Origin of the sequence: Comamonas sp. C11 (assembly GCF_024496285.1) — a bacterium.
GTDB lineage: Bacteria > Pseudomonadota > Gammaproteobacteria > Burkholderiales > Burkholderiaceae_C > Comamonas > Comamonas testosteroni_F.
Genome location: NZ_CP101743.1, coordinates 4195525 through 4213407, shown reverse-complemented (window position 1 = coordinate 4213407; position 17883 = coordinate 4195525). Strand labels below are relative to the sequence as shown.

At 62.5% G+C, this 17883-nt stretch carries 21 protein-coding genes; 11 read left to right on the top strand and 10 right to left on the bottom strand.

The annotated features are described in order from the left end of the window. Positions 1-1578 carry an efflux transporter outer membrane subunit gene (locus NOX35_RS19280; RefSeq protein WP_182283718.1) on the top strand — a complete coding sequence of 526 codons (1578 nt, stop codon included), beginning with the start codon at positions 1-3 and terminating at the stop codon, positions 1576-1578. 63 nt (positions 1579-1641) lie between these two features. After that, positions 1642-1965 carry a hypothetical protein gene (locus tag NOX35_RS19275; RefSeq protein ID WP_182283717.1) on the top strand — a complete coding sequence of 108 codons (324 nt, stop codon included), beginning with the start codon at positions 1642-1644 and terminating at the stop codon, positions 1963-1965. A gap of 20 nt (positions 1966-1985) precedes the next feature. Here the strand turns inward: NOX35_RS19275 and NOX35_RS19270 are convergent, their stop codons facing one another. After that, the gene (locus NOX35_RS19270) at positions 1986-2504 is read right to left on the bottom strand and encodes an SRPBCC domain-containing protein (RefSeq protein ID WP_182283716.1); all 519 of its coding nucleotides are present in this window, start codon (positions 2502-2504) and stop codon (positions 1986-1988) included. A 70-nt stretch (positions 2505-2574) separates the two neighbouring features. Continuing rightward, complete coding sequence (locus tag NOX35_RS19265; RefSeq protein WP_256494400.1) at positions 2575-2940, bottom strand: hypothetical protein; 366 nt, start codon at positions 2938-2940, stop codon at positions 2575-2577. 117 nt (positions 2941-3057) lie between these two features. Between NOX35_RS19265 and NOX35_RS19260 the strand changes: the two genes are divergently transcribed. Further along, on the top strand, positions 3058-3729 hold the full coding sequence (locus NOX35_RS19260) for an ATP-binding cassette domain-containing protein (protein ID WP_256494398.1): 672 nt from the start codon (positions 3058-3060) through the stop codon (positions 3727-3729). On the opposite strand, the gene NOX35_RS19255 is transcribed toward NOX35_RS19260, so the two are convergent. The 5 genes from NOX35_RS19255 to NOX35_RS19235 all read right to left on the bottom strand — a co-directional run bounded on the left by NOX35_RS19255 (position 3716) and on the right by NOX35_RS19235 (position 6802). Then, positions 3716-4531 (bottom strand): LytTR family DNA-binding domain-containing protein, encoded by an 816-nt coding sequence (locus NOX35_RS19255; RefSeq protein ID WP_182283713.1) that lies wholly within the window; start codon positions 4529-4531, stop codon positions 3716-3718. The genes NOX35_RS19260 and NOX35_RS19255 overlap by 14 nt on opposite strands. Then, positions 4528-5589, bottom strand: coding sequence for a sensor histidine kinase (locus NOX35_RS19250; RefSeq protein ID WP_256494397.1), 1062 nt, complete (start codon positions 5587-5589; stop codon positions 4528-4530). Before NOX35_RS19250 ends, NOX35_RS19255 begins: the two co-directional genes overlap by 4 nt. A gap of 24 nt (positions 5590-5613) precedes the next feature. Beyond that, positions 5614-5898 (bottom strand): 2TM domain-containing protein, encoded by a 285-nt coding sequence (locus NOX35_RS19245; RefSeq protein WP_256494395.1) that lies wholly within the window; start codon positions 5896-5898, stop codon positions 5614-5616. A 36-nt stretch (positions 5899-5934) separates the two neighbouring features. Continuing rightward, complete coding sequence (locus NOX35_RS19240) at positions 5935-6339, bottom strand: DUF2306 domain-containing protein (protein ID WP_256494393.1); 405 nt, start codon at positions 6337-6339, stop codon at positions 5935-5937. 184 nt (positions 6340-6523) lie between these two features. Then, a complete protein-coding gene (locus NOX35_RS19235; protein ID WP_256494392.1) occupies positions 6524-6802 on the bottom strand; it encodes a PsiF family protein in 279 nt (92 codons plus the stop codon). Between the two features lie 189 nt (positions 6803-6991). On the opposite strand from NOX35_RS19235, the gene NOX35_RS19230 reads away from it, so the two are divergent. Continuing rightward, on the top strand, positions 6992-7819 hold the full coding sequence (locus NOX35_RS19230) for an undecaprenyl-diphosphate phosphatase (RefSeq protein ID WP_256494391.1): 828 nt from the start codon (positions 6992-6994) through the stop codon (positions 7817-7819). A gap of 407 nt (positions 7820-8226) precedes the next feature. Here NOX35_RS19230 and NOX35_RS19225 read toward each other — a convergent pair whose 3' ends face one another. Together NOX35_RS19225 and NOX35_RS19220 are read right to left on the bottom strand one after the other, a co-directional pair. Continuing rightward, a complete protein-coding gene (locus tag NOX35_RS19225) occupies positions 8227-9231 on the bottom strand; it encodes a PDR/VanB family oxidoreductase (protein WP_256494390.1) in 1005 nt (334 codons plus the stop codon). Between the two features lie 16 nt (positions 9232-9247). Further along, on the bottom strand, positions 9248-10432 hold the full coding sequence (locus NOX35_RS19220; RefSeq protein ID WP_256494389.1) for an ABC transporter substrate-binding protein: 1185 nt from the start codon (positions 10430-10432) through the stop codon (positions 9248-9250). Between the two features lie 327 nt (positions 10433-10759). On the opposite strand from NOX35_RS19220, the gene NOX35_RS19215 reads away from it, so the two are divergent. The 4 genes from NOX35_RS19215 to NOX35_RS19200 are packed head-to-tail and all read left to right on the top strand — an operon-like array spanning position 10760 to position 14097. Further along, entirely contained in the window at positions 10760-12121 is a 1362-nt protein-coding gene (locus tag NOX35_RS19215) for an aromatic ring-hydroxylating dioxygenase subunit alpha (RefSeq protein ID WP_371878497.1), read from the top strand. Beyond that, positions 12111-12644, top strand: coding sequence for an aromatic-ring-hydroxylating dioxygenase subunit beta (locus tag NOX35_RS19210; RefSeq protein ID WP_371878496.1), 534 nt, complete (start codon positions 12111-12113; stop codon positions 12642-12644). Before NOX35_RS19215 ends, NOX35_RS19210 begins: the two co-directional genes overlap by 11 nt. A 2-nt stretch (positions 12645-12646) precedes the next feature. After that, positions 12647-13261: a cysteine hydrolase family protein gene (locus NOX35_RS19205; protein ID WP_256494387.1), complete on the top strand. Its 615-nt coding sequence runs from the start codon at positions 12647-12649 to the stop codon at positions 13259-13261. Further along, positions 13258-14097: an SDR family oxidoreductase gene (locus NOX35_RS19200; RefSeq protein ID WP_256494386.1), complete on the top strand. Its 840-nt coding sequence runs from the start codon at positions 13258-13260 to the stop codon at positions 14095-14097. The genes NOX35_RS19205 and NOX35_RS19200 overlap by 4 nt, the downstream gene beginning before the upstream one ends. Here NOX35_RS19200 and NOX35_RS19195 read toward each other — a convergent pair. Then, positions 14094-15149: an AraC family transcriptional regulator gene (locus tag NOX35_RS19195; protein WP_256494384.1), complete on the bottom strand. Its 1056-nt coding sequence runs from the start codon at positions 15147-15149 to the stop codon at positions 14094-14096. The two genes, NOX35_RS19200 and NOX35_RS19195, sit on opposite strands and share 4 nt — an antisense overlap. 280 nt (positions 15150-15429) lie before the next feature. Between NOX35_RS19195 and NOX35_RS19190 the strand changes: the two genes are divergently transcribed. From NOX35_RS19190 to NOX35_RS19180, 3 genes are read left to right on the top strand one after another with little or no spacing between them, the layout of a single operon-like run. Next, positions 15430-16665, top strand: a complete 1236-nt coding sequence (locus NOX35_RS19190) for a dienelactone hydrolase family protein (RefSeq protein ID WP_256494383.1) — start codon at positions 15430-15432, stop codon at positions 16663-16665. 53 nt (positions 16666-16718) lie between these two features. Then, the gene (locus tag NOX35_RS19185; protein ID WP_256494381.1) at positions 16719-16910 is read left to right on the top strand and encodes a hypothetical protein; all 192 of its coding nucleotides are present in this window, start codon (positions 16719-16721) and stop codon (positions 16908-16910) included. A 30-nt stretch (positions 16911-16940) separates the two neighbouring features. Beyond that, positions 16941-17864 carry a branched-chain amino acid ABC transporter permease gene (locus NOX35_RS19180; protein ID WP_256494380.1) on the top strand — a complete coding sequence of 308 codons (924 nt, stop codon included), beginning with the start codon at positions 16941-16943 and terminating at the stop codon, positions 17862-17864. Positions 17865-17883 lie beyond the last annotated feature (19 nt).

Genomic DNA, 17883 nt, shown 5'->3' with positions numbered 1-17883 from the left:
ATGAATATGCCAGCACAGTTTTTGAATCAGATCGGCTTCAAACCCAATCAGGGTAAGCGTAAGAAGCTCACTTTTATGAAGAATTCTTCCAGGGCGCTGCCCCGCTGGATGCCGCGTCTGTTGCCGCTTGCCACGGCGCTGGCGCTGGCAGCCTGTTCCACCCAGCCCGCCTATCAGTCGCCCCGGCTGGAGGTGCCGGCCCGGTTCAAGGAGGCCACGCCCGAGGCCGCGCAGTTCGGCGTCTGGCAACCGGCGCAGAGTTCGGGGGGCAGCCCGGCCACGGCAGTGCCCGACCAGTGGTGGACGGTGTATGGCGACAGCACGCTGGATCAGCTGCAGCAAGCGGCAGCCGCGGGCAATCCCAGCGTGGAACAGGCAGTGGCCCGTCTGCGCTCGGCCCAGGCCGCCGTCGCCAGCAGCCGCGCCGCGCAATTGCCCACGCTCGGCACCACGGGCAGCGGCTCGCGTGCCTTGACCGGCGGCGGCACCTACAGCAATACCAACGGCGAGAACGTGGCGCGCAGCGGCAGCATCAACAACAACTTCTCGCTGGGCCTGAGCGCCAGCTGGGAGCTGGATCTCTGGGGCAAGCTCTCGGGCGCGGTGGACGCCAGCAGGGCTTCGGCCCAGGCCAGTGCCGACGATCTGGCTGCGGCCCGTCTGTCGGCCCAGGCATCGGTGGCCCAGACCTATTTCTCACTGCGTGCCGCCGAGGCGCAGATGAAGTATCTGCAGGAAAGCCTGCAGGCCTATGAGCAAAGCCTGAAGCTCACGCAAAATCGCTACCAGGCGGGCGTGGTGTCGTCGGCCGATGTGGCCCAGGCCCAGTCCCAGTACAAGAGCACGCAGGCCAGCCTGCTGGAAGCCCGCATCACGCGCGCTCAGTACGAGCATGCGCTGGCGGCCTTGCTGGGCAAGGCTCCGGCCAACTTCAGCCTGCCGGTCACCGGCCACCTGCCGACACCGCCTGCAGTGCCCGAGATGCTGGCCTCCACTCTGCTGGAGAGGCGCCCCGACATTGCTGCCGCGGAGCGCCGCGTGGCCATGGCCAATGCGCAGATCGGCGTGGCGCGTGCGGCCTACTTCCCGTCGCTGACCCTGTCGGCATCGGCCGGCTATCGCAACTCCGTGCTCTCCGATCTGCTCAATGCTCCGAATCTGTTCTGGTCGCTGGGACCGGCGCTGGCCATGAGTCTGTTTGACGGTGGAGCGCGCTCGGCGGCCGTGGAGTCGGCCCGTGCCGCGCTGGACCTGAATGCCGCCACCTACAAGCAGACGGTGCTGACAGCGCTGCAGGAGGTGGAGGACAACCTGGTTGCCGCCGTCAATCTGGCGCAGGAGGAGCAGGTGCAGACCGAGGCCCTGGCCGCAGCGCAGAAGTCGCTGACCGTGGCCAACAACCAGTACCAGGCCGGCATCGTGGCCTATCTGAACGTGCTCTCGGCCCAGACGACGGTGCTCAGCGCCCAGAACAGCCTCAATAGCGTCAGAAACCGCAGGTTGACCGCCGTGAACACCTTGCTCAAGAACGTGGCTGGGCGCTGGGAGCCGCTGGATGCGGGGCTGCGCAAAGAGTGAGCGCGCCGTGCAGGCTTGTGGTCTGGGTTACAACCGTGGCTCTGTTGTTGTGAAGATCAAACCATGAGCATTGCTGTTTTCTACCTGCGCAATTCCGAGCCCGAAGGGCAGACTCCGGTCTGGCAGCCGCAATGCCGGGCCTTCTCCGATGCGCAGATGGGCGAGGCGCTGGCCCTGTGCCAGCAACTGCGCAAGGACGAACGCAATGCCCATGTGGTGATTTCGTCGGAGTTGCGCGATATGGTCGGGCCCGTGGGCGTGTCTGCTGTGGAAGACGGCAAGACCCCCGACGGTTTTGACTACCAATGGAGCAAGGCCGGGCGTGCCGGGGCCAGCCGCAAGAATGCGGCGGAGGCACCCAGGCGCCGCCAGGATATGGACAACTGAGCTGGGCTCCCAGGGGCGGCCTACGCCGCCTGAGCCTTGGCCAGATAGCTGGCCAGAAACTGCATGCTCCCGCTCCAGCCCATGGTCATGCTCGCGTGCGAGCTGTTGAACACCGCTTCCTCCATGGCATTGGCATTGAGGGCGCGCCATTCAAGGTGGATACGCGTGCCGCCGGCCTCCTCGGTCAGTGTGGTGCTCGACAAGGTGTAAAGCGGCCATTGCGGCGCCATGGGGTGGCGTGTGACGCCACCGGCAGCATCGCTGAACTGCACCACGACGACGATGCGTTCGGGGGCCTTCAGCTCTCTGAAAGTCCACTTGCCCCACATGACCGGGGCCTGGGTCATGGCCTCGGCGCGCATGCCGTAATGAAAGCTGCCGCCTTCGCGTGCATCCACTTCGCATTGCGTCATCACCATGCCGGGCGGGCGCATCCACTGACTCAGGTGCTCGGCCTGCGTGAAGGCCGCGTAGACCAGCTCGCGTGGAGCCTTGACGAATTGCTCGAAAACAAACGGGGCTGAGAGTTTCTCGGTCATGGAGATGCCTTTGCAGGTCGCGTCAGGCATTCCATTGTGCACAGCACTCAGCTGACTTCAAGCCGGAATTTCAGCTCTCCAGATCGAAGGCTGCGCGCAGCGCATCGCCAAATTGCATGGAGCCAGAAAGCGATAGGTTGACCGTGGTGCGGCCCGTGGCCGATGCCTGCAGCTCCAGCGTGCCAGCCGCCTTGTCAAAGCGTGCGTTCAATGGCTTGCCATCATCATCCTGAGCCTGCAGGTCGTAGTCCCAATCAAAGCCATCTTCCACGGCACCCTGACGGCCCACAAACTTCTGGCTGGCCCAGCGCAGCAGGGCTTCGATTTCAGCGGCCAGAGCGGGAGCGCGCTCGGCCTTGACGCTGGCCATGGCATCCCAGGTGCCTGTGCCTTCTTCATCTTCGCTGTAGTCGAATTCCAAATAATCGAGAGCCATGGCATATTGCGCGTTATTGAGGGGGACGCCATTGTGCCTGGGCCTTGCTATGCGCATAGCCTTGGGTTCTTTGGACACAATCAGCCGTAGACATATATATACAAGGCGTTGTCAGCTATGAATTCTGAACTCGATGATGGCTGCGAGCCGCTCTGCATGGTGCAGGCTCTGCAGGTGAGCTTTGGCTACCCCGGCCGTGTTGTGGCCCAAGAGGCCTCGCATTGCTGGCATGCCGGGCTGTGTCTGCTGCAAGGTGACGAAGGCACGGGCAAGACCAGCTGGCTCAAGGCATTGGCCGGGCAATTGCCGCTGCGCATGGGCTTGCTGCACTATCCGTTCGCCGACGATGGTCGCCTGACTGCAAGCTCCTGCTTCTGGCAGGACCCACGCCAGCCGCTCAACGATGTCTACAACCAGATGCCGGCCCAGAGCTGGGTGGCTTTGCAGCGCACGCTGTATCCGCATTGGTCGCAGCAGCAGTTCGAGCAGCATGTGCAGGGCTTCGGGCTGGAGCCACATTTGCACAAGCCGCTGCTGGCCCTGTCCTCGGGCACCCAGCGCAAGCTGTGGATGGCCGCTGGCTGGGCCAGCGCCGCCGAGCTGGTGCTGATCGACGAGCCGCTGGCGGCGCTGGACAAACCGTCCGAGCGCTATGTGCAGCATGCGCTGGCGGCCATGGCCGCCGAGCTCAAGAATCCGGCACGGCCCCGCAGCGTCATCGTGGCGCATTGGGATGCCATGCAGGGTGTGGACTGGGAGGATGTGATGGTGCTGGCTACATCGCCTTGAACCGTGTTGCGTACAGACGGCTGACGGCCAGCTTTTCGGGACGCTCGCGCAGCAGCAGGCTGAGGCGTCCGGACTCGTCACGCTGGGCGCTGGCAATGGCTTGCGCCCGCACCACGGTGCCGCGATGGATCTGCCAGAACTCGCGCGCGTCTAGTTGCGGCAGCAAATCCTTCAGCGGGGTGCGGATCAGATACTCCTGACCGGCCGTCAGCACGCGCAGGTACTTGTCGGCGGCTTCGAGGTAGACGATGTCCTGCACCCTCACCATATGGATCTGGTTGCCGACGCTGGCCTGAATGATCTGCAGGGCTGCGGGGCCCTGCCCCAGCAGTTGCTGCTGCAGCCCGAGCAACTGCTCGAGCTGACGGTGATTCTGCATGGCAAGGTCCATGCCCTGCGCCGGCTGGCGCTGCTGCCACCACTGCTGCAGGCGTTGCACGGTCTGGCCGAGGCGGGCCGCCTGCACCGGCTTGAGCACATAGTCCATGGCGCAGGCCTCGAAGGCCGCCAGGGCGTACTGGTCGTAGGCGGTGACAAAGACAATCGCCGGTAGTGCTTGTTCCTCAGGCCAGGCATCGGCGATTTCGGCGGCGGCTTCCAGCCCTGTCTGGCCGGGCATGCGAATGTCCAGGAACAGCAGATCGGGCAGCAGGGTCAGCGCCTGCTGCACGGCGCTGATGCCGTCGGCCACCCTGGCCTCTATATGCAACTGGGGCCAGAGCTGGCCCAGCAACTGCTGCAATGCCAGGGCCAGCAGCGGTTCATCTTCGGCAATCAGGGCGCGCGGCGGACTGGTGTTCATGGCTGGGACTTCAGGGGGAGTGCGATGCAGGCCCTGGTTCCGCCTGCGCTATCTGCTGTCAGGTCGAAGCGGGCAGCGCCGCCGTAGCGGCTGGCCAGACGCTCGCGAATCTGCTGCAGGCCAAAGCCGGAGCCCGAAGGCAGCTGGCCCGCCACCACGGGCAGGCCCAGGCCATTGTCATGCACGCTGAGCAGGAGGCGGCTGTCATCCAGCATGCCTGCCTGAACGGCAATGTGGCCGCCGGCCAACTGGGGCTCCAGTCCATGGCGAATGCTGTTCTCCACCAGCGGCTGCAACAGCAGGGTTGGCACGGGCAGTGCGGCCAGTTCGGCGGGCAGCGTCAAGGAGTAGCTGAGCCGGTCGCCCATGCGGATCTGCATCAGGGCCAGATAGTCGGTCAGCAAGGCAAATTCGCTGGCAAGACTATGGGTGCCGCTGCGCGAGCCGGCCAGAGTGGCACGCAGGTAGGCGATCAGATGGTCGAGCATCTGCTCCGCACGTGGCGCATCGCTTGCAATCAGCACGCGCAGATTGGCCAGGGTGTTGAACAGCATATGTGGCTCCAGCTGGGCCTGCAGCAGACCGAGCCGCGCTTCGGCGGCCTGGCGCCGGGCCTGCTCTGCCTGCATTTGCAGATGGCGCGATTTGCCCACCACATAAAAGCCCCAGGACATGGCAATGCTGGTCGCCATGGTGATGGCAAACGGCAGCCATAGCGAGGGTCGGGCTGCGGCAGACAGTTCGGGATGGAACTGCTGAACATAGAGGCTGCCCAGCGGATTGCCCAGAACCAGACCGGCTGCAATTCCCAGCGGCACCAAGGCCATGCCGCGCATGCCGCGCGGCCAGGGAATGTCGTCGGACTCGCGCCAGCGCAACCTGAGCAGATCGATGCTCAGCCAGCTGATCAGGCCGATGGCCAGCGAATAGGCAAGGTTGACATCCCACAGGCCCTGGCCCAGTGCCGTCAGCGCTGCAGCGATCAGCAGGCAGGCCGCCACGGTGATGCCGGCGTGACGGAAGAGGGGTGTGGGCGCAAACATGGACATGACAGGCATGGTAGGTGATGGGTGGCCTGGCATCTAGCGCTTTTCGCTGCGCTGCAGCGCTTTCAGTTCGTGCTCCAGCAGTTGCTGAAAGAGCGGACTGCCGGGTGCCAGCAGCCAGACCACGGCGCCATGTATCAGCAGGCCCAGACCCCAGCCCAGAGCCGGGTAGATGGCCCAGTGTCGTCCCTGGCTCAGAGCCAGGGCCATCAGGCCCAGATTCACTGCGGCATAGACCGCAGCATGGATATACCAGGCCAGCTTCATGCCGGCGCGGCGGCGTGCCTGGCGGTACAGAGCGTCTTCAGAGATCGGGTGCATGTCTTTTCCTAGTAGTGCTTGGGATGAGTGCGGGGATCAGGCCAGTCCTTTCCACAGCAGATTGCCGAGCAGTCGGCCCGGAAGCAGCGTGAACAGCCCTGCGACCACGCAGCTGCCGAAGTACAGCTTGCGCATGACGCTGCGGTGCTGGGCGATGCGTCGATGGGCCAGATGCCAGAAAGACAAGGCCAGGCCTCCGAGCGTCACGGGGATCAGCAGATGAATGGGCGTGAAGCCTGCCCAGTTGGGCAGCTTGAAGTCGCGTATGAACAATGCGGAGATGGCAGTGGCCAGCATGAGCAGCACGAATACATAGCCGGCCGCGCGGTGCAGAGTCGGGCGTGCGGCGCCGCGGCGGCGTGCCCAGAGCGCTACGGGACCGATGGCGGTGGCGCCTATGGCGCAGCCCATATGGAAGGCGATCAGCGGTGTCAGTTGCATGGTGCGGCTTTCAGGCAGGTGTTGGACTGCACTGTGGCGCCGCCCCGGCCGCAGGGCGAGCGCCTTGCGACGAATGGCGCAAAGCCGGGTGCGAAATGCAGCCGGCCGCCGCGAACGACCATGAAAAACGCCGTGCTCCTGGACGGAGGCACGGCGTTCGGGGAAAGCCTGAGCGGAGGGTGGCTCAGTCCTTTTTCAGGCACTCGCTCATGAAGGCCTTGCGCTCGTCGCCCTTTTTGCCGGCAGCGTCGGCATTGCAGCTCTTCATGCGTTCCTGCTGACGCTTTTTGCCGTCGGACAGGCAGGACTTCATGAACTCCTTGCGTTCATCGCCTTTCTTGCCGGCGGCTTCGGTGTTGCAAGTGCCCATGAGCTGCTGCTGGGCGGTCTTAGGCTTGTCAGCGGCGGCCATGCTCAGGCTGCAAGCCATGGAAACAACGGCCAAGACAACGAGTTTTTTCATGATGTGTGATTTTGAGAACGCCGACAGCCGGCGCGCTGCAATTGCAGCACAGCTTGGCTGTTTTGCCTATGGAATCAGGCCGGGGCGTGTAAAAAAATGCGATTGCGCGAATGCTGCATCAACTCGTCAAACAGCAGGTGGATAATCTGCGGCTTTGACTGACAAACCTGTACTCAAAGGACAATTCGCGTGGACACTTTAATGCTGGTCAAGGCGGCCATCATGGGCATCGTCGAGGGCCTGACCGAGTTCTTGCCCATTTCTTCCACGGGTCACCTGATTCTGGCGGGCTCTTTGCTGGGCTTTGACGACGCCAAGGCCAAGGTGTTCGATATCGCCATCCAGACCGGCGCCATTTTTGCGGTGATTCTGGTTTACTGGCAAAAGATCCAATCCACCGTGGTGGCCCTGCCCAGCAGCCGCCAGGCGCAGAAGTTTGCGCTGAATGTGCTGATCGGCTTTCTGCCTGCCGTGGTGCTGGGCCTGCTGCTGGGCAAATTCATCAAGGCCCATCTGTTCATCCCCGTGGTCGTGGCCACGACCTTCATCGTCGGCGGCTTCATCATTCTCTGGGCGGAAAAGCGCCAGGCCGCCGTGGTGCGCGTGCAGTCCGTGGACGAGATGACGCCGCTGGATGCGCTCAAGGTCGGCCTGGTGCAATGCCTGGCCATGGTGCCCGGCACCAGCCGCAGCGGCGCCACCATCATCGGCGGCATGCTGCTGGGGCTGTCGCGCAAGGCGGCCACCGACTTCTCCTTCTTCCTGGCCATCCCCACGCTGATCGGCGCCGGGGTCTACAGCCTCTACAAGGAACGTGCCCTGCTGAGCATGGCCGATGTGCCGCTGTTTGCCGTGGGCCTGATCTTCTCCTTCATCAGCGCCTGGCTCTGCGTGCGCTGGCTGCTGCGCTTTATCTCCAGCCACAGCTTTGTGCCTTTCGCCTGGTACCGCATCGCCTTCGGCATCATCGTGCTGGTCACGGCCTTTACGGGCGTGGTGAGCTGGCATGAGGCCTGAGTGAGAAGCCCCGTATAAATACAAAGCCACCTTGGGGTGGCTTTGTATTTGGAATGTTTGAAATGGAACGAGGGCCGCATGGGCCAGAAGCAGTCGGCCAGCTCTTTTGCTTAAGCGGCTGTTTTAGGCTGGTTGCAGCCGTTCAGGCTCGGCCGCCGGATGACTGCTTCATCCAATAGCTGAAGTTCAGCGAATCGACCGGCGGTGGGCGCGACTAGCGTGACTCGAGCTGATTGCGGTCTTCCTGAGTTCCTATCCTCAGCCCGGTAGGATATCGTCTGAGAAACACTGCCTAATTGGCGGGATGGTAACCGTCCAACTTCTGAGGGGCAGCTCAAAGCTGGGGCGATTCACACTGCACTAGAACAATTGCTCGGCGTCTAACTCCAAATACAGGTTGGCCCCCGTCATAGGTTCAGCACCAGCACCGCTCCTTTGCAACGCGAAACACAAGCATGCATTACACGCCCTTCGTGTTTTTCGCGCTCTGTCAGCACATAGTCGCGGTGGTCGATCACACCGCTCAGAACTTCGACCGCGCACACACCACACTCGCCTCGCTCGCAGTCGAACATAACGTCGCAACCGGCTTCATTCAGTACGGTCAAAACAGACTTGCTTGGGGGCACGGTGAGGCGCTTACCGCTGCTTTGTAGTATCAGCTCAAAGCTGCGGTCGTCTGCAGATAGACTCGGGGCCCCGAACAGCTCAAAGTGGACGCGGCCAGCGTCCCAACTGCGCCCCGCAGTTTGTACCAGAACAGCGTCGAGCAAAGGTTGAGGACCGCAAATGTAGAGGTGATCTTTCGAGCTGCAGGAATCGAGAATGGCGGCAATGTCCAATGGGGCGCTCTGCTCATCATCGATATGTACGACGAGATCGTCTCCCAGTAACTGTTGCAGTTCCTCCAGCAACGCCATGGAAGAGCGACTGCGGCCAGCGTAGTACAGGGTCACAGGGCGAGCCGTCGCGCGACATGCGGCAGCCATGCTGGCCACCGGCGTGATACCGATGCCGCCTCCAATCAAGATCGTTCGGCCAGCACAAACCTGTAGCGGAAAATCATTTCTAGGTGCCTGCACTTCGAGCCAATCACCTTCGGTAACCTGCCAATGTAAGTAGCGTGAACCACCGCGACCTTCGGTTTCTAGCCGCACACCCACCAAGTACTCGGTGGGCCGCACCGAAGACTCCTTTTCTCTGCTGAGATTTATCAACGAATACCGCCGCCAATCTTGCGTTCCATCCGGTAGCCTGACCTTGATGCTGATATGTGCGCCTGCCGTAAAGCCGGGCAAGCTCTCAGGACTCTCTGACCTGTTTCCGATGCGTAAAAGGCACACAAGAGGATTGAGCCGACGTATTTCGATGATCTGCAATGCCAGAACGGCATCGCTGGTAACTGTAGACATGCCGATGTGCCTTCGCTCAGTTCATGTTACAACTGGCCGCAAACGGGTCAGTGTGGGCCGAGAAGACCGTGCTCACGAGCTTGTTGCTGACACGACCGGCTGCGTCCTTTTCGACCACGCGCATGTAGAGGTTCTGGATAGGGTACTGGTTGGTGTTGAACTTGAAGCTGCCACGCACCGACTTGAAGTCCGCCGTGCGCAAAGCCTTACGCAGCACATCGCGATTTTCTACCTTGCCTCCGGCGCCACGCACTGCGGCATCGAGCAGCACCGCCGTGTCGTAGCCTTGCGAGGCATACATGCTGGGCATGCGTCCGTAGGTTTTTTGGAAATCCTCCACGAACTTGCGGTTCGCCGGGTTAGGTAGGTCCGCCGCCCACTGCGTGCCGTTGTAGGTACCTGTCAACGAGCTGCCCACTGCCTTGATGGTGTCCTCATCGGCCGAGAAACCGGGCGCGAGCAAGGTCATCTGCTTGGACAAGCCAGCCGCATCAAACTGCTTGATGAAGTTCACGCCCATGCCTCCAGGCAGGAAGAAGAACACAGCATCGGGCTTGGCCGCACGTAGTGTCGCCAGTTCGGCCGAGTAATCTAGTTGGCCCATCTTGGAGTAGATCTCCTCGACCACCTTGCCCTTATATTGGCGCTTGAAGCCGCCCAGCGATTCACGCCCACCTGGATAGTTTGGCGCGATTAACGCGACCTTCGAGAACTTGCGGTCCATGGCGAACTTGCCCACGGCTTGCGGGATGTCCTCGTTTTGCCACGACACCACGAAGAAATTGCGGTTGCACTTGGCGCCGGCGTAGTCCTCGGGACCGGTGTTGGTGCTGAGGTAGACCGTTTCGCTGTTCAGAATCATCGGCAGGATGGGCAGCAGCACGTTGGAGAACACCACACCAGTGATCACATCTACCTTGTCGCGCTTGATGAAGCGCTCGGCCGTCTGGCGCGCGCTCTCTGGGTTTTGCTGGTCGTCGACGATGTTTATCTCCACCGGGAGCCCGCCCAGCTTGCCGCCGCTGTGCTGCAGGCCGAGGTTGAAGCCGTCCCGAATCTCCTGGCCCAAGGCCGCGCCAGGCCCCGAGAGACTTGTCAAGAAACCGACCTTGACCACATCGGCCGCATGGGCGGTACCGCCCGCACCGAGCAATGCAGACAGAGCCAAGGGGGCGAGGCTTGAACGACTCCAAGGTTTCATACCAATCTCCAGAAAGAGGGTTCGTAGGGGTTCGGACAAACAAGTAGCGCATCGGCCTGGCAATAACACATCAGCAAAGCCGCTGCGTTGTTCCAAACCAAGGTGCATCAAAGTCTAGGAACGCATTGGGCGCACCGCTATCCGCAATCGGCAGTCGCACCCTGCAGCTTGTCCGAATCCAGAAGGAGCGTGGCGCACCGCTCCACCGCTCCACCGCTTGCCGATTGCCGATTGCGGATAGCGCGGTGCGGATGGCGGCTATTGCCACGTGCAGCTTCTGCCCACACTAAATGTCATGAACCGTTCACCCCGAAGAAGGACCAGTCCATGATGAACAGCGAAGCCCTGGCCGCCTTGATACGGCCCGACAGCGTGCATAAGAGCGTCTACACCGATCCCGCCATATTCGCGCTGGAGATGGAGCGCATCTATGGCCGTGCTTGGATCTACGTCGGACACGAAAGCCAGGTGCCCAACAGCGGCGACTTTCACACCACGCGCATCGGTAGCCAAGACGTGGTGATGGTGCGCGGCCAGGAAGGCCAGGTCAAAGTGCTCTACAACCGCTGCCCGCACAAGGGCGCCAAGCTGGTGGCCGAGGGCGACGGCTGCGTCGGCAAGTTCTTCCGCTGCTCCTACCACGCTTGGACCTTTAAACTCGACGGCACCCACCTCTCGGCGCCGCTGCGCCCTGGTTTCGAAGGCACCAACTACAACCCCGCCAGCCCCGAATTCTCGATGCGCCCAGTGGCGCGCGTCGACCAGTACCGCGGCTTCGTCTTCGCCAGCCAAAGTCCCGAGGGCATCAGCTTGCGCGAGTTCCTGGGCGGCGTAGCCTCGTCGATCGACAACTTGTGCGACCGCTCACCGGTGGGCGAGGTGGAGGTCGCTGGCGGCGTGTTCCGTGTGCAGCAGCCTTCCAACTGGAAGGTTTTCTACGAGAACCTGCACGACACCATGCACGCACGCGTCACGCACGAGTCTTCGTTCGTGGCAGCGCGCGAAGAGGCCGAAGCCATCGGCGAGATGCCGTTCGAGCTGCTTATTCAGGACGCAAACGGCGAGCCTTACGCCTTCTGGGAAAAGCTGGAGCTGCGCGCCTACCACCGCGGCCATGGCTACATGGAAGGGATCTTCGACCCCAATGCCGCAACGCGCGACCCGGTCTCGCGCGCGCACTTCGCATGCCTTACCGAAGCCTATGGCGAAGACCGCGCACGCGACATCCTCGGAATGAACCGGCACAACACAATCGTATACGGCAGCGGCTCGCCACATACCGTGTTTCAGCAGTTCCGCGTGATCCGTCCACTCGCGGTGGACCGCACGCTGGTCGAGATCCAGCTATTCCGCTGCAAAGGTGCACCGCCCGAGGTTTACGATCGCGCGCTGACCTACGCCAACCTGATCAATTCACCCTCGTCCAATGTCATGCCCGATGACGTCGAGGTCTACCGTCGCTGTCAGGAAGGCAACAACACCTTTGGCGGCGACTGGGTCAGCCTGCATCGATACCTCGGAACCGACCGCACTTTGCCCGACGGCGCGGTCTCCACCAACGGCACCAGCGAGCTACCCATGCGCAACCAGTTCGCCGCGTGGCGCGACTACATGCTCGACGACAGCCCCCTTCACCCCGACACCAGTACCACGACCACCGCCACGGAGTGCCCCCACCATGCTGCTTGACCGGAGTATCAACCTTAGCTTGCAACCCGCCACAGTAGCCACGCTGGGCCTGGAAGCCCTGCGCGGTGTCGAGCAGTTCCTGTTCCGCGAAGCGCGTCTCCTCGACGAACGTCGCTTCGACGCCTGGCTCTCCCTGTGGACCAAGGAGGGCCGCTACTGGGTGCCACGCCACCATGGGCAGGCCGATCCGTTTGAGCAGATTTCGTTGTTCTGGGAAGACCGCATGCTGCGCGAAACTCGCGTGCGCCGACTGCTCAACGTGCGTAACTGGTCGCAGCAGCCGGTGACACACAGCAGCCGCCTGGTCGGCAATATACAGATCGAGGGGCTGGATGCCAGCGGCCATTTGATCGTACGCTCCAGCCTGCAGTACACCGAGTATCGGCTGGAGCAGCGCCAACTGGCCGGCACGGTGCACCACAAGCTCGCGGCCACCGAAGACGGTGGCTGGCAAGTCCATCTGAAGCGCGTGGACCTGGTGAATTGCGAGAGCATCTTCGCCAACCTCGAGGTGTTCTTGTGACCATGGCCCCAGCCGCTTATCCTGTGGCAGTGCTGGCCTTGCATTACCAGAACGAAGTGCTACACCCTGACGGCCGCATCCGTGTGGGGGTAGCCGTCGACGATTCGCAACGCTCGCGCGTGATCACGCGCGCCGCTCGCATGCTAGACGGCGCGCGTGTGCGCGGCTGGCCCATCGTGCACGTGCGCATTGCCTTTCGGCCAGACTACGCGGACTGTCCCCGTAACACACCCATTTTTCGCCAAACGGTGGCGCTGGGCGCGGTGCGTGAAGGTGAGTGGGGCAGCGCATTTTTGGAAGCACTGGCGCCGCAGGAGTCGCCGCGCGAGTTCGTCATCACCCACGCACGCATCAGCGGCTTTGCCGGTACGCCGCTAGAGCAAACCTTGCACTTGCTAGGCACCCGGCACCTGCTGGTGGCCGGCGTCGCCACACACTCTGTGGTCGAAGGTACGGTGCGCGATGCCGCGGACCGCGGCTTCAGTGTCGTGGTGGCGGCAGACGCCTGCGCCGCCGCACGCCAAGACACCCATGATGCGGCACTGGCCAGTATGGCGTTGGTGGCAGATATCGCCGAAGTCGACAGCGCCTTCACACTTATGGAGGGCCGCACATGAACCCACGCTCTATCTCCAACGCGTCTTGCACCAGTACTCGCCTGGCCGGCAAGGTAGCTATTGTCACCGGGGCAGCTCAGGGCCTGGGCCTGGACATCGCATGCCGTCTGTACACAGACGGTGCGGTCGTCTTGCTGGCTGACATGCAGGCCGACGTCGGTGCCAAGGCGGCAGCCGAACTAGGATCACGCGCCATCTTCCAGCAAACCGACGTGACCGACGACGCGCAGATTGCGCGCGCCATCGAAGTCACGCAGCAGCAATTTGGTCGACTCGACTTCCTGATCAACAACGCCTGCGCGTACACGGACGCTGGGCTGGCCTCGACGCGCGCCCAATGGTGGGCGACGCTCAACGTGAACTTGGTCTCGGCCGCTATGTTTGCACAGCAGGCCGCAGCCGTGATGGGCGTGGGTTCGGTCATCGTCAACATAGGCAGCACCGGAGGCAAGTTTGGCGCTGCAGGCCGGGCCTTGTACCCTGCCTCCAAGGCTGGGCTGATGCAACTCACCAAGAACCTCGCAGTAACTTTGGCGCCGCAAGGCATTCGCTGCCTCAGTGTGTCGCCCGCTTGGACGTGGTCTCCCGCCATGTTGGCCTTGAGCGCAGGCGACCTGGCGGCTGCTGACCGCCTGGGCGCGTTAGTGCATCCGCTGGGCCGCGTGGGGCGGGGCGAAGAAATTGCCGCCGCCGTGGCCTTTTCTTGCTCGCCCGATGCGTCGTGGATCACCGGCGTGGATCTACCGGTAGACGGTGGATTCACTAGCCTAGGGCCGGACCAGGGACACTCACCGAGCGAATGGTTCACACGGTTGCAAAACCGAGACGAGCTCTAACGGCGCATTCCTGCCGTCTCGCGCGGCAGCTCGCCGAAGCGTTCGCGATAGTAGGCCGAGAAACGTCCCAAGTGGCCAAAGCCGAAGTCCATGGCCACATCGGTAACCAAGCAGTTGGCGTCGCTGCTAAGCTTGCGCCGCGCGGCATCCAGCCGCAGGTTGCGTAGCCACACCATGGGTCCCACACCGAACGCACGCTTGCAATACATGTGCAGCGTGCGCGAACTTACCCCCGCTGCACATGCCAGGTCTTCCAGGCCGATGGGCGCGTACAGGCGCGACAGTGCGTACCGTTCCGCCGCAGCCAGCGGACCCAGCGGCGTTGGAAGTGCCTCGCGTGACCGATCCTTCAAATCCCCTTCACAGGCACGCGCCAGGTCGCCAGCCCCCTCATCGCCGGTGTGGCGCGCGTTCTGCATCAACAAGAACAACGCCAGGCTGAATTCGATGTGCTCCATCCACGCCGGCTGAGCCGCCACGCTGGCCTCGCCATGCCCGGGCAGCGTCAATTCAGTAAAGGTCTGCAACAGGCCGGCCCAGCGTGCGGCCGCAGACGCGTCGATCACGGTGGCAGGCGACACCAGGGCGGCTCCGACCTTGGGCTGCGGCAACGGCTGGCCGCAGGAGGCCGCGGCCTCCTGCATCAAGTCCATGGGCACGCGCAGCAGGATCTGTTCACAATCGCGACTCCAGTGCAGGCGAATCTGGCGCTGCGGCGCGACGATGGCCGCCTGGCCTTGGCCCACGGTGATGCGTTGGCCGTCGCTCACGATCTCGGACGAGCCGCGCAGCGGCATCTGCACCAGAAAGAAGCCCTTGAAAGGATGCGGCTTGATCTCAACCTCAGGGCCGTAGCGCAGCACCATCATCTTCAGTCGGCGCGAACTGGCGCTGAACAGCGACGAGTCGATGTCGCCGCTGCCGCAACGCAGTTCGTGTTCGGTCAAAGAATGCCGCAAGAACTCCTGGGAGCGCACGATGCTGCGAGTTTGTAATTCCCGGTTCTGGTAGACCCGCGAGAGGTCAATCGGTGACGATATGAGAGGCTGCATGTGGGGGCCATCCTGGGTCGTTTAGTGGACGCCTATGCCAGACCATCTTTAGGTCCCCACGACGTCTTTACCCTATTTGTCGCAAGAGGCATGCCCAAGCACAAGCCGTGGGAACCCGCATGAAAAAACGTTTTTAGCCAGTTTTGGCAATTCCGCTGCTACTTCTCGATGCTTGCGATTTCCGGATAGCTGCGCTCCGTGAATGGGTGTCTCATGCTCGCACTTCACGTGCTCTGCGCGACACGTCCTTCGCGTTCTTTTGGCCACATCGAGGAAACACATGACCAGACACATCACCGTCCAGAGCCGCGACGGCCAAAACTTCTCTGCCTACCTGGCGCTGCCGGCCAGCGGCACCGGCCCGGGCGTGGTAATTGCGCAAGAGATCTTCGGCGTCAACGCCAACATGCGCGCCGTGGCCGACCAGTTCGCCGAAGAAGGCTATGTGGCCTTGGTGCCTGACCTGTTCTGGCGCCAGAAGCCTGGTGTGGACCTGGGCTACACACCGGCAGATTTCGATCGGGCTATTGGTTATTTCCAGGGCTTCAACCTGGACAAAGGCATTGCCGACATCCAGTCGAGCCTGGACCTGCTACGCACCATGCCCGAGGTCGACCATTCCACGGGCCTGGGTCTTGTAGGGTTCTGCATGGGCGGCCGCTTGGCTTACTTTGCCGCCTGCCGCACCGACGTGGACGTTGCCGTGGGGTATTACGGCATGGGCATCGAACACGCGCTGGCCGAAGCCGACAACATCAAGGGCCGACTGGTACTGCATTTCGCCGAACTTGATGGCTATTGCAATGCCACGGCCCGTACAGCCATTGAAGGCGCGCTGCGCGGCCTCAAGGGCGTCGAGCTCTATACCTATCCCGGCGTGGACCATGCGTTCGCCCGCGCGGGCGGCATGCACTTCGACAAACTCGCGGCCATGATGGCGCACCAGCGCACCATCGCGGCGCTCAAACGCGCCATCGGCCCCGAGTACGACCTCTCGGCCCTGTGGGACAAACACTGTGAGTATGAGTTCGGCACGCGCAATGTCGAAGACACCATGGCCACGATGGTGGCCGAGCCCTATGTCAACCACATCCCCACCATGACCGGCGGCGTGGGCTACAAGCAGCTCTACCGTTTCTACAAGCACCATTTCGTGCATGGCAACCCGCCTGACATGACATTGGCACCGCTGTCGCGCACCATTGGCGCCAACCAGGTGGTAGATGAGTTCATCCTTTCCTTTACCCACACTACCGCCATCGACTGGCTACTGCCCGGCATCGCGCCCACCGGGTACAAGGTCGAAATCCCAATGCTTGGTGTGATCCGTTTCCGTGGCGACAAGTTGTGCCACGAACACATCTATTGGGATCAGGCCAGCGTGCTGGTTCAGGTGGGTCTGCTCGACACCCGGGGCCTGCCCGTGGCGGGTGTGGACACCGCGCGCAAGCTCATCGACGAGGCGTTGCCGTCGAACACCTTGATGCCCAATTGGCCGACCAGCGAAGGGCTCTAACGGCCTGCTCCATTCCGATGCGCAGATGGCCACGCCGCTCTGAGGATCCCGTCATGAGCACAGAAACTCCTCACGCCGCCTGGCACGACTTCGGCGAGCCCGATGACTTTCCCGATGGAGCGGCCTGGCTGGTGGTGGCCGACGGCCTACCGGTTGCCGTGTTTCGTCAAGGGGAAGAATTGTTCGCGCTCTACGACCTGTGCTCAAAACGCACCGGGATGCGTACCGCGACCAGCGCAAGATGAAATAAGCAACCCACGGCAAAGGCGCGACTCATGACCACGATACTTTTCGTCGAGCAAATGCTCAATGGCCTGGGTTACGGCTTCATGCTGTTCCTACTGGCTGCAGGATTGACCCTGGTGTTCGGCATCATGGACGTGATGAACCTGGCGCACGGCTCGCTGTTCATGGCCGGAGCCTACGTCGCGGCGCATGTGCATGCGCGCTCGGAGTCGTTCGTCATCGGCGTGCTCTCCGCGCTGGCCATGGTCATGCTGCTAGCCCTGGTGCTAGAAATCGTTCTGGTGCGCCACCTGTATGGGCGCGATCACTTGGCCCAGGTCCTAGCCACCTTCGGCGTCATCCTGGTGGCCGATGACGCGGTCAAGATAATCTGGGGCACTGCCCCCATCATGGCTTCGGCGCCCGTGCTGCTGTCCGGTCCGGTGGAGCTTCTTCCAGGGCTGATGTACCCCAGCTATCGCTTGCTCATTTTGGGCTCCGGCGTGCTAGTGGCTGTGAGCCTATACCTGCTGGTCAATCACACGCGCGTGGGAATGCTGGTGCGTGCCGGCGCCTCTAACCGGCGCATGGCCGAGTTTATGGGCGTGCGCGTGGGCCGAGTGTTCTCCCTCGTGTTCCTGCTGGGTGCGGCGCTGGCCGCCGTGGCAGGTGCGCTGATGGGGCCGCTGACAGCGGTGCAGATCGGCATGGGCGAGGAAATCCTCATCCCCTCGCTGGTGGTGCTGGTGATTGGTGGCATCGGTTCAGTGCGCGGCGCTTTTGTCGCGGCCATGTTGGTGGGCATGGTCGACACCATCGGCCGTGCCTTCGTGCCTCTAATGCTGCGCAGCTTCTTATTATCGCCCACGTTGGTCTCGGACCTGGCGCCGGCCATCGCCGGTCTGGCCACCTACGCCCTGATGGCCGGCGTGTTGGCATTCAAGCCCGCTGGCCTTTTCCCTGCGCGCGGCTAACAGGGCGGATGGAGTCATT

Bases quoted from the DNA above. Each gene is read 5' to 3' on its own strand.
- NOX35_RS19280 (WP_182283718.1), top strand. From the start codon at position 1: ATGAATATGCCAGCACAGTTTTTGAATCAGATCGGCTTCAAACCCAAT.
- NOX35_RS19275 (WP_182283717.1), top strand. From the start codon at position 1,642: ATGAGCATTGCTGTTTTCTACCTGCGCAATTCCGAGCCCGAAGGGCAG.
- NOX35_RS19270 (WP_182283716.1), bottom strand. From the start codon at position 2,504: ATGACCGAGAAACTCTCAGCCCCGTTTGTTTTCGAGCAATTCGTCAAG.
- NOX35_RS19265 (WP_256494400.1), bottom strand. From the start codon at position 2,940: ATGGCTCTCGATTATTTGGAATTCGACTACAGCGAAGATGAAGAAGGC.
- NOX35_RS19260 (WP_256494398.1), top strand. From the start codon at position 3,058: ATGAATTCTGAACTCGATGATGGCTGCGAGCCGCTCTGCATGGTGCAG.
- NOX35_RS19255 (WP_182283713.1), bottom strand. From the start codon at position 4,531: ATGAACACCAGTCCGCCGCGCGCCCTGATTGCCGAAGATGAACCGCTG.
- NOX35_RS19250 (WP_256494397.1), bottom strand. From the start codon at position 5,589: ATGCCTGTCATGTCCATGTTTGCGCCCACACCCCTCTTCCGTCACGCC.
- NOX35_RS19245 (WP_256494395.1), bottom strand. From the start codon at position 5,898: ATGCACCCGATCTCTGAAGACGCTCTGTACCGCCAGGCACGCCGCCGC.
- NOX35_RS19240 (WP_256494393.1), bottom strand. From the start codon at position 6,339: ATGCAACTGACACCGCTGATCGCCTTCCATATGGGCTGCGCCATAGGC.
- NOX35_RS19235 (WP_256494392.1), bottom strand. From the start codon at position 6,802: ATGAAAAAACTCGTTGTCTTGGCCGTTGTTTCCATGGCTTGCAGCCTG.
- NOX35_RS19225 (WP_256494390.1), bottom strand. From the start codon at position 9,231: ATGTCTACAGTTACCAGCGATGCCGTTCTGGCATTGCAGATCATCGAA.
- NOX35_RS19220 (WP_256494389.1), bottom strand. From the start codon at position 10,432: ATGAAACCTTGGAGTCGTTCAAGCCTCGCCCCCTTGGCTCTGTCTGCA.
- NOX35_RS19215 (WP_371878497.1), top strand. From the start codon at position 10,760: ATGATGAACAGCGAAGCCCTGGCCGCCTTGATACGGCCCGACAGCGTG.
- NOX35_RS19210 (WP_371878496.1), top strand. From the start codon at position 12,111: ATGCTGCTTGACCGGAGTATCAACCTTAGCTTGCAACCCGCCACAGTA.
- NOX35_RS19205 (WP_256494387.1), top strand. From the start codon at position 12,647: ATGGCCCCAGCCGCTTATCCTGTGGCAGTGCTGGCCTTGCATTACCAG.
- NOX35_RS19200 (WP_256494386.1), top strand. From the start codon at position 13,258: ATGAACCCACGCTCTATCTCCAACGCGTCTTGCACCAGTACTCGCCTG.
- NOX35_RS19195 (WP_256494384.1), bottom strand. From the start codon at position 15,149: ATGCAGCCTCTCATATCGTCACCGATTGACCTCTCGCGGGTCTACCAG.
- NOX35_RS19190 (WP_256494383.1), top strand. From the start codon at position 15,430: ATGACCAGACACATCACCGTCCAGAGCCGCGACGGCCAAAACTTCTCT.
- NOX35_RS19185 (WP_256494381.1), top strand. From the start codon at position 16,719: ATGAGCACAGAAACTCCTCACGCCGCCTGGCACGACTTCGGCGAGCCC.
- NOX35_RS19180 (WP_256494380.1), top strand. From the start codon at position 16,941: ATGACCACGATACTTTTCGTCGAGCAAATGCTCAATGGCCTGGGTTAC.